This is a genomic window from Actinopolymorpha alba DSM 45243, from assembly GCF_000373925.1.
Taxonomy (GTDB): domain Bacteria; phylum Actinomycetota; class Actinomycetes; order Propionibacteriales; family Actinopolymorphaceae; genus Actinopolymorpha; species Actinopolymorpha alba.
Window position 1 is genome coordinate 103,643 of sequence record NZ_KB892790.1, and the last position, 14,918, is coordinate 118,560.

At 68.3% G+C, this 14,918-nt stretch carries 13 protein-coding genes; 4 read left to right on the plus strand and 9 right to left on the minus strand.

The features are described from left to right. Nucleotides 1-72: 72 nt before the first annotated feature. The 3 genes from ispF to B141_RS0130435 form a co-directional block, all read right to left on the minus strand. Entirely contained in the window at nt 73-579 is a 507-nt protein-coding gene (ispF, locus tag B141_RS0130425; RefSeq protein ID WP_020578975.1) for a 2-C-methyl-D-erythritol 2,4-cyclodiphosphate synthase, read from the minus strand. After that, nucleotides 566-1,279 carry a 2-C-methyl-D-erythritol 4-phosphate cytidylyltransferase gene (gene ispD, locus B141_RS0130430; protein WP_020578976.1) on the minus strand — a complete coding sequence of 238 codons (714 nt, stop codon included), beginning with the start codon at nt 1,277-1,279 and terminating at the stop codon, nt 566-568. The genes ispF and ispD overlap by 14 nt, the downstream gene beginning before the upstream one ends. Before the next feature lie 121 nt (nt 1,280-1,400). Next, nucleotides 1,401-1,886: a CarD family transcriptional regulator gene (locus B141_RS0130435; RefSeq protein ID WP_020578977.1), complete on the minus strand. Its 486-nt coding sequence runs from the start codon at nt 1,884-1,886 to the stop codon at nt 1,401-1,403. 516 nt (nt 1,887-2,402) lie between these two features. On the opposite strand from B141_RS0130435, the gene B141_RS0130445 reads away from it, so the two are divergent. Continuing rightward, nucleotides 2,403-2,978 (plus strand): copper chaperone PCu(A)C, encoded by a 576-nt coding sequence (locus tag B141_RS0130445; protein ID WP_020578979.1) that lies wholly within the window; start codon nt 2,403-2,405, stop codon nt 2,976-2,978. Between the two features lie 167 nt (nt 2,979-3,145). Here the strand turns inward: B141_RS0130445 and B141_RS0130450 are convergent, their stop codons facing one another. Together B141_RS0130450 and B141_RS0130455 are read right to left on the minus strand one after the other, a co-directional pair. Further along, on the minus strand, nt 3,146-3,826 hold the full coding sequence (locus tag B141_RS0130450) for a response regulator transcription factor (protein ID WP_020578980.1): 681 nt from the start codon (nt 3,824-3,826) through the stop codon (nt 3,146-3,148). Beyond that, a complete protein-coding gene (locus tag B141_RS0130455) occupies nt 3,823-5,142 on the minus strand; it encodes a sensor histidine kinase (protein WP_020578981.1) in 1,320 nt (439 codons plus the stop codon). The genes B141_RS0130450 and B141_RS0130455 overlap by 4 nt, the downstream gene beginning before the upstream one ends. A 135-nt stretch (nt 5,143-5,277) precedes the next feature. Between B141_RS0130455 and phoU the strand changes: the two genes are divergently transcribed. Then, a complete protein-coding gene (phoU, locus tag B141_RS0130460) occupies nt 5,278-5,931 on the plus strand; it encodes a phosphate signaling complex protein PhoU (protein WP_020578982.1) in 654 nt (217 codons plus the stop codon). A gap of 107 nt (nt 5,932-6,038) precedes the next feature. Here the strand turns inward: phoU and B141_RS43690 are convergent, their stop codons facing one another. Both B141_RS43690 and B141_RS0130470 read right to left on the minus strand, forming a co-directional pair. Beyond that, nucleotides 6,039-9,722, minus strand: a complete 3,684-nt coding sequence (locus B141_RS43690) for an ABC transporter ATP-binding protein (protein WP_020578983.1) — start codon at nt 9,720-9,722, stop codon at nt 6,039-6,041. Between the two features lie 1,592 nt (nt 9,723-11,314). Further along, nucleotides 11,315-12,073, minus strand: coding sequence for a phosphoglyceromutase (locus tag B141_RS0130470; protein WP_020578984.1), 759 nt, complete (start codon nt 12,071-12,073; stop codon nt 11,315-11,317). A gap of 61 nt (nt 12,074-12,134) precedes the next feature. Between B141_RS0130470 and B141_RS43695 the strand changes: the two genes are divergently transcribed. Further along, complete coding sequence (locus B141_RS43695; protein ID WP_020578985.1) at nt 12,135-12,644, plus strand: PaaI family thioesterase; 510 nt, start codon at nt 12,135-12,137, stop codon at nt 12,642-12,644. A gap of 153 nt (nt 12,645-12,797) precedes the next feature. Further along, on the plus strand, nt 12,798-12,959 hold the full coding sequence (locus B141_RS49855; protein ID WP_020578986.1) for a hypothetical protein: 162 nt from the start codon (nt 12,798-12,800) through the stop codon (nt 12,957-12,959). A gap of 63 nt (nt 12,960-13,022) precedes the next feature. On the opposite strand, the gene B141_RS0130485 is transcribed toward B141_RS49855, so the two are convergent. Together B141_RS0130485 and mshA are read right to left on the minus strand one after the other, a co-directional pair. Then, the gene (locus tag B141_RS0130485; protein ID WP_020578987.1) at nt 13,023-13,508 is read right to left on the minus strand and encodes a type III secretion system chaperone family protein; all 486 of its coding nucleotides are present in this window, start codon (nt 13,506-13,508) and stop codon (nt 13,023-13,025) included. A gap of 39 nt (nt 13,509-13,547) precedes the next feature. After that, nucleotides 13,548-14,846: a D-inositol-3-phosphate glycosyltransferase gene (gene mshA / locus B141_RS0130490; RefSeq protein ID WP_026257693.1), complete on the minus strand. Its 1,299-nt coding sequence runs from the start codon at nt 14,844-14,846 to the stop codon at nt 13,548-13,550. Between the last annotated feature and the right edge of the window lie 72 nt (nt 14,847-14,918).

A 14,918-nucleotide genomic window follows, 5' to 3' on the forward strand; every position in this document is an offset into this window, starting at 1 on the left:
GAGCGAACAGGACTGAGGACATCCACCAAACGGAGGACTGACGTCCGCCGATCACCTGATTCGCGGCGCCGCCTACGCGCCGGTGTCGAGGCGTACGACCAGCGCGGTGGCGAACGCCGCCAACCCTTCGCCCCGGCCGGTGAAGCCCAGCCCGTCGGTGGTCTTCGCCGCGACCGAGACAGGCGCTCCGCAGGCCGCGCTGAGGACCTGCTCGGCTTCCTCGCGACGCGGCCCGATCCGTGGACGAACGCCCACGATCTGCACCGCGACGTTCCCGATCCGCCACCCGGCCTCGGTGACCCGGCGGGCCATCTCTGTGAGCAACGCCACACCGGAGGCACCCGCCCACGCGGGGTCCGACGTACCGATCTGCGCTCCAAGGTCTCCGAGCCCGGCCGCCGACAGGAGGGCGTCGCAACAGGCGTGTGCGGCCACGTCACCGTCGGAGTGTCCGGACAGGCCCACGTCCTGATCGGGCCAGAGCAGACCAGCCACCCACATCTCGCGCCCCGACGCGAAGGGGTGGACGTCGACGCCCGTGCCGACCCTCGGCAGCGGCATGGGATCAGCGAGCGCCATCGGCCCGTTGCTTCGCGAGCAGAGCCTCGGCAACCACCAGGTCAAGTGGCCGGGTCACCTTGAACGCCTCCTCGGCGCCCGGGATCGCCACCACGCAGCCGCCCAGCTTCTCGACCAGGCCGGCGTCGTCGGTGATGGTGGCGAGTTCCTGCTCACCTGCCTCAGCCGCCCAGGCGTGGGCCTTGGCGAGCAGGAAACGCCGGAAGCCCTGTGGCGTCTGGACGGCCCGCAGCTGCTGGCGGTCGAGCGTACGGACGACGGTGCCGCCCGCGACCTCCTTCACCGTGTCGGCGAGGGGTACGACGGGTACGCATGCATCCGCGCGCTCGCGTACCGCTGCCGCGACCGCATCCACGAGTTCCGGTGGTGCGAGCGGCCGCGCGGCATCGTGCACCAGAACGACGTCCACCTCGGCCGGCAACGCGGCGAGAGCACGGGCCACAGACTCGCGACGGTCTTCGCCGCCCGGGAGTACCCGCACCTCCGCACCCCACTCGAAGTCGGCAAGCAGGCGTTCGACCGCGAGGACGTCGTCGGACGGTGCCGCGACGACGATCAGGTCGACCGCCCGGGCCCGGGCGAGCGCACGAACGGCATGCACCAGCAACGGCGCGCCGCCGATGGTGCGAAGGGCTTTGGGAGTGCCAGGACCAAGGCGTTCACCACGCCCGGCGGCAGGAACGATCGCAGCGGTTCTCATCAACTTCAGTCGGGCAGGGCTCAGAGCCAGAGGGCAGGCAGAAGGACGACACATCCAACGTCAATGGTGCCGCCGAGAATCCTTGGCCCCGGTCGGAACCGGAGCCAAGGATTGTGCGGCATCAGGAGGCGAGCACCTCGTCAAGAAGCGTCTCGGCCTTGTCCTCGTTGGTGTTTTCGGCAAGTGCGAGCTCGGAGACGAGAATCTGGCGAGCCTTCGCCAGCATCCGCTTCTCACCCGCGGACAACCCGCGGTCGCGCTCACGGCGCCAGAGGTCGCGAACGACCTCCGCAACTTTGATCACGTCACCCGAAGCAAGCTTCTCGAGGTTGGCCTTGTAGCGCCGCGACCAGTTGGTGGGCTCCTCCGTATGCGGTGCGCGAAGAACTTCGAAGACCTTCTCGAGACCATCCTGACCAACCACGTCGCGGACGCCGACCAGGTCGACGTTGTCCGCCGGGACCCGGACAATGAGATCGCTTTGTGCAACGATGCGAAGGACGAGGTAGGTCTTGTCCTCGCCCTTGATCTTGCGAGTCTCGATGTCATCGATGACGGCAGCCCCATGATGGGGGTACACCACTGTCTCGCCGACCTTGAAAGTCATATGTCAGGTACCCCTTCCTTGGTGACAAGGGTAACACGGGGCGATCGTGACGCCCTCGGCGTTTCCGCAGGTCAGGGCCCCGATGAGGGCTTGACAAGCCGTCAGTCGTCGTGCTCGCGCGGGCCATGGCGCTGGTTGCGGGCGACTCAGTGCCGTTTGTCACAGGGACGAAATGGCTGGTGACCACCGCCAGTGTCGACCGGTCACGACCGGCCGGCGCCGACCCCCGGAATCCCACCGCGGGACCCGAGGACGCAGCGTGAACGGCCCGACGGCATCAAGAGGCCAGTCGACTTCGTACCAGACGTACTCAGAACGGACCTACGAGCGGTTCCGTCACCAGCCAGACACCATCCATCGCCGCCCTCACCACGAACGCCACCGCCACCGCTAGCACGCCACCGGGCCACCGACGTGGAGGTCGCGCCGGTGGCGGGTCACCTTCGCGCCGGTCGCGCGGGTGGGCCCGATACGCTGTCGTCCGCGCTGAGTGTGCTCGACCGAGGAAGGAACGCCGTGCTGTCATCGAAGGTCAAGCGCGGGCTCGTGGCGGGCCTGGTCGCCATCAGCCTTCCCGCCCTCGCCGCCTGTGCCGCCAGCTACGGCGCCGAGACCCAGCAGCCCTACACACCCTCCGACGGGGTGTGGGCCAACTCCGACGGTCTCGAGCTGCGCAACATCCTCGCGGTCTCGCCGAAGGATGGCTCCGCCACCTTGATCGGCACGATCCTCAACGGCGGGTCACGCGACGACCGGCTGGTCAACGTCACCTTCCGCGGCGGGCGGGCGGCGTTCGGGACGTCCCCGATCACGCTGCCGGCTCGCGAGCCGCGGGTGCTCGGTGTCGACTCCAGCCTCGGCCGGGCCGTACCCGTCGCGCTCGAGGGGAGCCCGCTCAAGAGCGGCCTGGTCGTTCCACTGACGTTCGAGTTCGAACGCGCCGGCAGCGTCACGCTGGACGTCCTCGTGGTCCCGGATCAGGGACCGTACGCCACGGTGCCCGCGCCCGGCGCCACACTGAGGCCGACGGTCAGCGCGCCTCCGGTCCCGGCCACGCCGTCTCCCAAGGCTGAGGACCACGGCGGCCACTGAACGACGGTCACGGAACGACGGTCAGCCCTCGCTGACAGCGTTCCGCTCGGGAACGATCACGTTTGCTTGGCAAATCCCCACGATGCAAGCTCAATTCACGACGCATCGTGGGGAATGATCACGTAAACGTGATCATTCCCCACCGCCCGCAAGCGTCGCCCTCGTGATCAGGCTTCGAACTTGTAGCCGAGACCGCGGACCGTCACCAGGTGCCGCGGGTTGGACGGGTCGGGTTCGATCTTCGCCCGCAGTCGCTTGACATGGACGTCCAGCGTCTTGGTGTCACCCACGTAGTCGGCGCCCCACACGCGGTCGATGAGCTGCCCCCGGGTGAGCACCCGCCCGGTGTTGCGGAGGAACATCTCCAGCAGCTCGAACTCCTTCAGCGGCAGCCGGGTGTCGGACCCACCGACCGTGACCACGTGCCGCTCGACGTCCATCCGAACCGGCCCGCCTTCGAGGACCGCCTGGACGACCTCGCTCACCTCGGTGCCCCGCCGTAGGACGGCCCGGATGCGCGCCACGAGCTCGCGCGGGCTGAACGGCTTCGTGACGTAGTCGTCGGCGCCGAGTTCGAGACCCACCACCTTGTCGACTTCGGTGTCCTTCGCGGTCACCATGATGACCGGAACGTTGGAGCGGCGCCGCAGCTCACGGCACACCTCCGTCCCGGGAATGCCGGGCAGCATCAGGTCGAGGAGGACGATGTCGGCGCCACCGCGATCGAACTCCTCCAAAGCGACGTTGCCGTTCGCGGCCAGTGCGACCTCGAACCCTTCTTTCCGAAGCATGTACGAGAGCGCATCGCTGTAGCTCTCCTCGTCCTCGACGACGAGAACACGAGTCACCGGGTTGCCTCCTTCTGGCGACGTACGACGCTCGAACTGGCCAGCACCGACGGACGCTTTTGTCCTGAGGCGCTGTGGCCGGCCGCGCCGTCCTGCGGTGCGGGCTCTGGCCCCGCCGGTTGTGCGTACTCCTGGCCAGGACGTGGTAGGGAGTCGAGGACCGACTCACCGCGAAGCGGAAGCCGGATAGTGAAGGTCGAACCTTCGCCCTCGACACTCCAGACCGCGACCGCGCCCCCGTGACTGGCGGCCACATGCTTGACGATGGAGAGACCGAGCCCGGTGCCGCCGGTTTCGCGACTGCGGGCCTGGTCGACGCGGTAGAAGCGTTCGAAGACCCGCTCCAGCTCGCGTTCGGGGATGCCGACACCCTGGTCGCTGACGGCAAGCTCGACGAACGAAGTCGCGCCGTCAGCGTCGTCACCGACCGGATCGCTCCGGCGTACGTCCACCACGACGCGGGTGTGTTCGGGGCTGTAGCTCACGGCGTTCTCGACCAGGTTTCCGACCGCGATCACCAACTGCTGCTCGCTGCCGTGGACCACGAGATCCCGCTCGCCCGCGCGGACGAGCGGGATGCTCTTGGACTGTGCGTCGACCCGGCAGCGGTCGAGGGCGGCGTCGACCACCGCGTCGAGTGAGACGGGGGACGCCTCCTCCACCGGGTCGTCTGCCTGGACGCGGGACAGCTCGATGATCTGCTGGACCAGGCGGGTCAGCCGGTCACTCTCGATCTGCATCCGGCCGGCGAATCTCTGGACGGCTTCGGGATCATCGGCGGCGTGCTGCACGGCCTCCGCCAGCAGGATCAGCGCACCGATCGGAGTCTTGAGCTCGTGGCTGACGTTGGCCACGAAGTCGCGGCGGATCGCGTCGATACGGCGTTCCTTGGTGCGGTCCTCGACCAGAACGAGGATGAGCTGGCTCCCCACCGGCGCGACCCGTGCGGACACCGACACCACGTCATGTCCGAATCGCCCGCGCTGGATCTCCAGGTCGCACTGCCGGATCTCACCGTCGCGCCGCACCTGGCGGACAAGATCGAGAACTTCGGAGACAACGATCCGGGAGCCGCGTACGATGCCCAACGACCAGGCGGGCGCGCTGGCCTGGCGTACGTCATCATGCGGACCGACAACGACCGCGGCAGAACGAAGCACTGCCAGGACCTTGGCGACATCGGGGGGAACGGCTGGCTCCGGAAGCTCCGGACCCCGAGCCAGGTCCCGCTCGCTGTACCGGAACGCGAAGGCAGCCACTCCGCCGATGGCAAGGCCCACCAGGCCACCCAGGGTGGCGGCGAGTGTCGCGTCCACGTCCTCGATGGTAAGCCGCGTTTCGGGCCAGTGCTCCCATCCGGTCGGCCATACGGCGATCCTGACGTCCAGAGTTCACCGTGTGTTCAGCGCTGGCCTTCGCCCGGCCGCCCAGTATCGCCTACGGTGTTCGCTATGCGAGACGCATTCCACGAGCAGCTCGAACACCTGAACGACCGGCTGGTCGAGATGGCCAACCTGGTGGAGGTCGCGGTGCGGGAGGGCACGGCCGCGCTCCTCGATGCCGACGCCAGGCGGGCCGAGCGGGTGATCGCGGCCGACGCCCAGATCGACCGGTTGCAGACGCTCGTGGAAGAACGCACCTTCGAGCAGCTCGCCCTACAACAACCGGTGGCGAGCGATCTGCGTGCATTGGTCGCGGCTCTGCGGATGGTCGCCGACCTCGAGCGCATGGGCGACCTCGCCGAGCACATCGCGAAGATCGCCCGGATGCGCTACCCCGAGTGCGCGATCCCGGACGAGCTCCGCGAGACCATCGCCCAGATGGGAACGGTCGCCGAGAACATGGTCCAGAAGGTCGCCAAGACCGTGGAGTCCTCCGACGTCAACCGCGCCGTCGACCTGGTGCAGGAGGACGACGAGATGGACCGGCTGCGGCGCTCCCTCTTCCACACCCTGCTCGACACGGACTGGTCGCACGGCGTGGAGGCGGCAATCGACATCGCCCTGCTGGGCCGCTACTACGAACGCATCGCCGACCACGCCGTCTCCATGGCGCGCCGGGTCATCTACCTCGTGACGGGTGACGTGCCCACGCACACCCGCTGAGCCCAGCGCCAGACAGCTAGCTGTGTCCTGACAACTCGGCTTTTCCGTGGAACGACGGAGAGGCGCCCCCGTGGAGCGCCTCTCCGTCAACCAACCCTTGCCGGGGCCTAGGACACCCTTGACAGGCGCGCCGCCTGGAACTCCTCCGCGCCCTGGTCCGCGACGACCTGGCCGTCATGCACCGTCACGATCCGGTCGACCCAGCGCAGTGTCTGCGGCCGGTGCGCGATGACGATGGTCGTACGCCCGCTCGCCGCCTTCCGCATCGCCTGCTCGACCCGGCGTTCACTCTTGAGGTCAAGGTGCGAGGTGGCCTCGTCGAGGACGAGCACCCGCGGGTCGAGCACCAGAGCCCTGGCCAGGCAGAGCAACTGCCGCTGGCCCGCGGACAACGAGCGACCGCGTTCCTGGACCTCGTGCAGGTAGCCGCCGTCGAGCTGCGTGATGAAGTCGTGCGCGCCGACAGCTCGGGCCGCCGCCTCCACCAGCTCATCCGACGCATCCGGCATGCCGTAGGCGATGTTGTCGCGGACGGTCCGCGAGAACATGAAGGGCTCCTGCGGCACGTAGCCGATGGCCTGGCGGTATTCCGACGGGTCGAACCTCGTCACCGGCGTACCGTCAACCTCGACCTGCCCGCCGGTCGCGTCGTAGAACCGCGTGATGACCTTGGCGATCGTCGACTTCCCGGCGCCGGTCTGGCCCACGAACGCGACGCGTTCGCCCGCGTCGATTCGCAGATCGGCCTCGCGCAAGGCGGGCTTGCGGGTGCCGTTGTACTGCAGGGTGACACCGTGGAGTTCGATGTTGCCGCGCAACTTACCTACCTGGGCAGGGACATCGGGCGTCGGGACGCTGACCTCCTCGGCCAGAAGCGCTGCGATCCGGGTGACACCGGTCTTCGCCCGCTGGTAGACGTCGAACACCGTCGCCATCTGCTGGATCGGCGCGAACGCCAACGCCAGGTAGAGCAGGAACGGCACCAGCTCGGCCACCCGCAGCTGCCCCGCGTCGATGAGCTGCCACCCGACCACCAGCGTGGTGGCCACCGTGAGGCCGGCGAGGAACTCGATGAACGCGACATAGATCGCGGTCGCGCGGTTGCTCGTCCGGCGGGCGACGTACTGCCGATCGGCGAGGCCACGGAAGTGCGCCAGGTTGGCGGCCTCCCGCCGGAACGCCTGTGTCACCGGCAGCACCGCGAGCGTCTCGTGCAGGTAGGTGTTGAGCGCCGAGTTGAGCTCGCGGGCCTGTTCGTACGCCGGCCCGACGACCCGGCGGTACCAGATCGTCGCGATCGTCGCCGGCGGGATCACCGCGAGGACGACGAGGGCCAGCGTCGGATTGAGGACGAGCAGGACCACCGTCATGCCCGTGAACGTGACGATGGCGACCAACGCGTTCGTCAACCCGGCCTGGATCAACTCGGCCACCGCGTTGACGTCGGAGGTGAGCCGGGTCATGATCCGGCCCGCGTGGGTCCGGTCGTAGTAGTCCATCCCGAGCCGCTGCAGATGGGCGAAAAGCCTTACCCGCAAGGCGTACAGGATGCGTTCGGTGGTGCGGGACGTGACGAAGTGCGTCGCCCAGACATCACCCCAGTCGATCAGTGCCACCACCCCGAACGCCGCGCAGGTGAGCAGCAGCAGGGACATCGACCGGTCACCGAGGGCCCCGTCGAGGCCCTTCTGGACGAGGAGCGGCCCGGCCAGGACGGCGAGCGCGTCCACCAGGAGCAGCACCAGACCCAGGATGATGGGCCACCGCTGCGGGCGGACCATCTGCCACAGACGGAACCGCTCGTTCCGTGTCGACTCATGCGTGTCGTCCACGCCCACCTCGTCCGTTGCCGGCGGCAGTTCGGCGAGCGCGTGCAACAACTCCGGCGAGACGGGGTCACCGACCCGCGCACGGACGGGGTCGACCGGAGCGTCCGACGGCTGCCAGGCTTCGGGAGTGACCGTCGCCGCAAGGTCGGGTTGACGGTCGCCTGGCAGGTCCTCCGCATGGTCGGGCAGCTCTGACATCAGGTCCTGATAGAGCCTGGACCGGTCGAGGAGTTCCTCGTGCGTGCCCTGGTCGACGACTCGGCCGCCCTCGACCAGAATCACCCGGTCGGCGAGCTGGACGGTCGACTCGCGGTAGGCCACCACGATCACCGTACGACCGTCAACAATCTCTTGCATCGCGTCGAGAATCCGGCGTTCGACATGGACGTCGACCGCGGACGTCGCGTCGTCGAGCACCAGGACGTCGGCGTCGGCCAGCAGGGCACGAGCAAGCGCGATCCGCTGCCGTTGGCCGCCCGACAGGCTGAGCCCCTCCTGGCCAACCTCCGTCTCGTAGCCCTCAGGCAGGCCGACGATGAAATCGTGGATGGCGGCGATCTTCGCCACCTTCTCCACCTCGGCATCGGTCGCGTCCGAGCGGCCATAGGCGATGTTGTCCCGGATCGACCCCGACAGCAGCATCGCCTCGTCGAACACGACGCTGACCCGGCGGCGCAGGTCGGCGAGCGGCAGGTCGCGGATGTCGACGCCGTCGAGCCGGACGCGGCCGTCCGTCACGTCCCGCAGGCGGGACACCAACTGCAGCGCCGTCGACTTCCCCGAGCCGGTCGGCCCGACGATGGCGACGGTCTCACCGGGGAGAACGTCGAGACTGAAGCCGTTGAGGGCCCGCGGGCCTTCGGGGTACTTGAACGACACGTCCTCGAAGGACACGAACGCACCGCGTTCGACGTCGCCGCATTCAGCGCGGGGAAGCCGGCCGCGGTCACGCGGGTCGGCATCGCGACGCTGAACGCCCGGCGCCGGCTGCTCCGCGGCCAACCGCGCCGCGTCATCCTTGACGTACGGCTCGACCGCGAACACCTCGGCGACCCGCTCCGTACCCGAGCGGGCCCGTGGCAGCAAGGTGAGCACCATCGCCAGCAGCCGGGCCGAACCGTTGAGGTCGGCAAGGTAGGCAAGGAAGGCGAAGAACGTTCCCACCGTGAGGTGACCGTTGAGGGCGAGCCAGCCACCCAGCATGAGCACCAGGACCTGACCGACCAGCGGCGACGCCTGGAGGGTGGCGAGCAGGGGCGCGCGTTCGCGGATCGCCCGGACCCGCGAGCGGAACATCTGCGTCAACGACTCGATGAACCGCGTGAGCTCGGCTTGTTCCTGGCCGAAACCCTTCACGACCCGAACGCCGGTCATCGCCTCCTCGGCGACTGTCGTCATGTCGGCCTCGCGCTGCTGGCCGTCCCAGGAAGCGGCGTACACGCGCATGTGCATCCGCCGGGCGATCACGACCAGCGCGACGAGAATCCCGCACAACACCAAGGCCAGCAGGGGTGACAGCAGCGCCATGATGACCAGCGCCAGCACCACCTGAAGGACGGTGCCGAGCACAGGCGGCAGCAGACCCACCGCCTGCTGGATGAGGACGAGATCGGAGTTGACCCGGGCAACCAACTGGCCGCTCTGCATGCGTTCGTGCGCGGCCGCGTCAAGGCGCTGTAGATGGGCGTAAAGGTCGTCGCGGATGTCGTTCTGGACGTGGATGCTCAGCCGGCCGCCGGCCTCACGCCACAGACCGCTGGTGACGGCCCGGAGGAGGACGATCGCGACGAGCGCCGCCACCCAGGGCAGGACCGGCTGGGTGTGGGCGATGATCGCGTCATCGACCACCACCTTCTGCAGCAACGGTGCGCTGACCAGCGCCGCGGTCCACACGGCGGCCGCGACGAGCGACAGAACGAGCGCCTGTCTGTGCCGCCCGAGGTACGGCGAGAGCCAGCGCAACCAGCCCTTGACAGGAGGGTTCGAGTCCGGCGTCGCTTCACCAGCAGGCGGGTCTTCCTGCGTTCGTTTGCTGTTGTTGGTCGAGAGGCGAGTGGTACGAGGTGATGGGATGGTGGAATTCGAGCGGGCATGGGTATGAGCCCGTGACGGGAACACGGTAGGACTTTCCCACCGACGGTGGTGATGAAGGTGTGTCGGGAAGAACCCACGCACGGATGCCCCCACCGACGGCGAGGTTGGTCCGAAGCCGAGCCCACGGCGAGACAAGGCGCCACCGCATCAAGCGAGCCACCCGCCGAAATCCGTTCACCCGCGAAGAGGCCGTGTGTTCCCACTCCCCGACGTCAACGCGCCCTGGCACTAACCATAACCAGGCAAGGAACGGTTGACATGTGGCGACAACGCAGTCGCGACGGGGTTGGTTGCCCTGCTGTCGTGGGCTCGTGGCCTGACCACGAGAACGGATTGACCGATGAAGCTCGCCCGTATCCGGCGGTTCCCTATCCCGCACTGGGCTCTAGGCACCCGTGCAGGGAATTCCTGTCACAGAAGGGACGGGAAGAAGTACGCGGGAACGCGCGGGTAGTGTCGGACGACGGGTCGGTTGGCGAGATCTTTACGGAGCGTCCGATGTGACGCTTGCATGGCGCGCACGCACCTCGACTGCAGCTGTGGGCGGGCAAGAAGAGCTGGACTACATCGTCCCTTGGTGTACGAGGCTAGCCCCGCCCGACGTGGTCCGCGACCGCTTTCCACATCTTGGACGGTGGTGGTTCCGGCCCACACGGACGCGAAATCACCTGGCCTGCCTCGCACACTCAAACGTCTGACGCCTTGCGCCGGTTGCGTACCGATCCCAAGTTTTTCGATCCGGCGCTACCACCAGCCGTCCGGGTGAATCTCCCGCCACCTGGCCTCCGATGAACTGGTCGTCGCGTCCCTCGAACCTGCCGACGAACGCCGCACCCGCGCCAGGGAAGCGATTTCCCTGCAACGGAGTTTGAGGTTCCCCCCGGGGTGGCGAGCACAACCTCCCCGGTCGCGGTGCGGCGAGGCCGGAAGCTTCCGCACCGGACACAGTTGTCGGGTCCGCCGCACCTGATCGCGCGGGTCCTGGACAGTTACTGCATGTTGATCTTGAATTGGTCGCCAGTCGCCCGGTTCGTGAGACAACTGGCCGCCGCGGGGGCAGGCCCAGAGCAGTGGAGCTTTTCCGTTGCTCCGCATGGGGAAATGCTCCACTGTCTTGCCCGCTTGGTCACATAGCGCCGAGATCTCTTCCTCGTGGTGGCCCGCGCATCCGTGAAGTTGATCAACGGTGCCGACTTCGGGCGTTCACGGCTGCGGGTGTCCGGTTCGGCCGCCGTTGATCAACTTCGCTCGACCGGATCCAGCGGAACCCCGCCCAAGGCGAGGGGTATTGAAGAAGCCTCCAGGGTCACCCCTCGACCGCCGGTCTTTGGACAGGAAATGGGACGCCCCTTAGAGGTAGGACGTCCCATGTCCTCTCTCGCCAAGCTAGGAGTGGCCCGGGGCACCGTCAAGGAAACGGGTGACCGGCAGCGGACTGCGCCTCAGTAGCGGACCGTGGCTCAGCGGCGGCCTTGGTTCTTGACCGCCTCGATCGCGGCCGCGGCGGCCTCTGGGTCGAGGTACTCCCCGCCGACCTTGACCGGACGCAGCTGCTCGTCCAGCTCGTAGAGCAGCGGGATCCCCGTTGGGATGTTGAGACCGATGACCGCCTCGTCGCTCATGTCGTCGAGGTGCTTGACCAGCGCCCGCAGCGAGTTGCCGTGCGCGGCGATCAACACCGTCTGGCCGCGCCGCAGGTCGGGGACGATCGCGTCGTACCAGTACGGCAGCATCCGCGCCACGACGTCGGCCAGGCACTCCGTGCGCGGCCGCAGCTCCGGCGGCAGGTCGGCGTAGCGCGGGTCGCCCGCCTGCGAGAACTCCGAGTCGTCCTCGATCGGCGGCGGCGGCGCGTCATAGGAACGCCGCCAGGTCATGAACTGGTCCTCGCCGAACTGCTCCAGCGTCTGCTTCTTGTCCTTGCCCTGCAGGGCGCCGTAGTGGCGCTCGTTGAGCCGCCAGCTCCGGCGTACGGGCAGCCAGTGCCGGTCACAGGTGTCGAGCGCGATCTCGGCGGTGCGGATCGCCCGGCGCAGCACGGAGGTGTGCAGGACATCGGGCAGGATGCCACGCTCACGGAGCAGCTCGCCACCGCGGCGCGCCTCGGCCTCGCCGGTCGCGGACAGGCCCACATCGACCCAGCCGGTGAAGAGATTCTTGGCGTTCCACTCGCTCTCGCCGTGACGGAGGAGGATCAGACGGTATGGGGCGGCACTCATGGGCTCGACTCTACCGAGCGCCGCGTGGACACCCCGCCACCGGAAGGCTTGACTGGGCGGCGTGACCGAACGCTCGCACGAACCCTCGCTCGACCCATCGCTTCCGGCGGACCCCGAGGCGCTGCTGGCGCTCGGCCGCGAACTCCTCGTCGCCCAGCCGTTCAGCGTGCTTGTCGGCGCGAGCCTGGATGCGTTCAAACCGGGGTACGCCGAACTCTCGCTGCCGCTGACGCCCCAGCTGCTCCAGCAGTTCGGGCAGGCGCACGGCGGTGTCCTGAGCTACCTTGCCGACAACGCGATGACGTTCGCCGGCGGCTCCGTCCTGGGACCGTCGGTGGTGACGGCGGGATACACGATCAACTACCTGCGTCCCGCCTTCGGCCCGCGCCTGGTCGCCACCGCCTATGTGGTGAACGCCGGACAGCGGCTCGCGGTCACCCGCTGCGAGATCCTTTCGCTCGGCGAAGAGCGGGAGGTCGAATGCGCTGTCGCCCAGGGCACGATCGCCACCCTCAACGGCCGGCCGGAGCGGGGTTCAGCATCAGTTCGCGATCCTCGAGCTGGTTCATGATCAACTTGCAGAAATCGCCCAGACTTTGCGCGAAACGTGGGCGATTTCTGCAAGTTGATCATGGTCCGGTTCCCCGCTCAACCAGATCCAGCAACCTCTCCGGCGCCAGAGATCTTGAATAGGCCCACCATCCGCAGCGGCAAGGTGTACGCCATGTGGGGCATCGACGGCCTGACGCGCCAATTCCTCACCATGCAAGGCGAATCGGGCGCGCTTCGTGGGGAGATGCCGCGGGAGGTCGCACCCGTCTCGGATGGCGTACACCCGATCGTTCCGGATACTGAGAAGCCGGAGGGCAACCCCGAGTTGCCATAGGAATGTCGGCTAAGAGACCGAGAAACCTCTGGCAACTCGGCATGACGGAGACGAGGCGGGGACCTATTCGGGGATGAGCCGGCGGAACGCTTCGAGGTTCGCCGTCGACTCTCCCCGCGAGGTACGCCACGCCCACTCCCGGCGGATCGCCGAGGCGAAGCCGAGTTCGAGGATCGGGTTGAACGCCGAGTCCGCCGCCTCGAGGACGGTGCCCAGCACCCGGTCGATCTCCTCGGGTGTCACCGCTTTCAACGCGAGCTTGCCAGCCAGGTGGATGTCGCCCAGGTGGTCGACGCAGAATGCCACGCCGTACAGCTTGAGGTTGCGTTCCAGTAGGTACCGATAGACCGACTCGTGGTTCTCGTCGGGGCGGCGTACGACGAACGCGTGCACCGTGACGGCCTGCCGGCCCACGTCGAGCACGCAGGTGGTCCGGAGCTTGCGCTCGCCCGGGAGGGTGACCACGAAGGAGGCGGGGCGGGGTTCGTCCCAGTCCAGCCCGAGATCGTTGAGGACGCCGCGGATCGTCGCGGCAGGGTCAGCCGTCACCCGGTCACCGTAACCAAAGCGGACACGAAAGGAAGTGCGTCAGCGACCCACCAGGCTCACCGACTGCTCGGGTGGCGCGAGCGCGGCGGCGTACACGTCGAGCGTCCGTGCCGCGGTCACCGGCCACCCGAAGCCCTGGGCGTGTGCGATCCCACCCTTGCCGAGGCGCGCGAGCCGATCCGGGTCGCCCACCAGGTCACCGAGGACGAAAGCCCAGTCGCGGGGATCGTGGCCGTCGACCAGCACCCCGGACTCCCCGTCACGGACGGCCGTTAGCAGCCCGCCGGTGGCGGCCGCCACGACCGGCGTCCCGCAGGCCTGGGCCTCCAGCGCGACCAACCCGAAGGATTCGTTGTACGACGGGACCGCCACCAGGGTCGCCGCGTGGTACCACCGGGCCAGCTCGTCCTGCGGCACGGGCGGGACGAACCTCACAACCTCCGCGATGCCGAGCCTCCGGGCCAGCCCGCCCAGCCCAGCCAGCGCGTCCGGCGCCGTCGTACCCGACCCGCTGGGTCCGCCCACGATCGCGACGACCAGCCGGTCCCGCAGCTCCGGCCGGGCAGCCACCAGGTGGGCGGCCGCACGGACCAGCACGTCGGGCGCCTTCAACGGCTGGATCCGCCCGACGAACGCCAGGACGATCGCGTCATCCGCGAGGCCCAGCCGGCGCCGGGCGGCACGCGGGTCGCCCGGACGGAAGACGTCGAGGTCGACGCCCGGGTTCACGGTCACCACGTCGTCGGGCTCGGCGGCGTAGAGGTCGACCAGCTGCCGCGCCTCCTCGTCGGTGTTGGCCACCAGCCAGTCGGCCGCCTCCACCACCTGTTCCTCACCGATGACGCGCGCCCTCGGCTCCGGCAGGTCACCCTTGGCGAGCAAGGCGTTCTTGACCTTCGCCATCGTGTGCATCGAGTGGACCAGCGGCACACCCCAGCGTTCCTTCGCCAGCGCACCGACCTGGCCGGACAACCAGTAATGCGAGTGAATCAGGTCGTACCACCCGACATCGTGGCCAGCCTCCGCACGCAGCACACCGCGGGCGAACGCGCACAACTGGGCGGGCAACTCGTCCTTCGACAGACCTTCGAACGGACCGGCGACGACATGGCGTACTCGAACGCCGGGGGCCGCCTCGACAACAGGGGGCAGATCGCTCGACGTGGCCCGGGTGAAGACCTCCACCTCGATTCCCAATGCGGCGAGCCGGCGGGCGAGTTCGACGATGTAGACGTTCATGCCGCCGGCATCGCCGGAGCCGGGCTGGTCCAGCGGCGAGGTGTGGACGCTCAGCATCGCCACCCGCTGGGGACGCCGACCTCGGGATACGGGAAACACCCGACGCACCTCCTGGAAACCGAAGCCGTCACGCCGTTGCACGCCGTTGCACGCCGCAGATGACAACCTCGG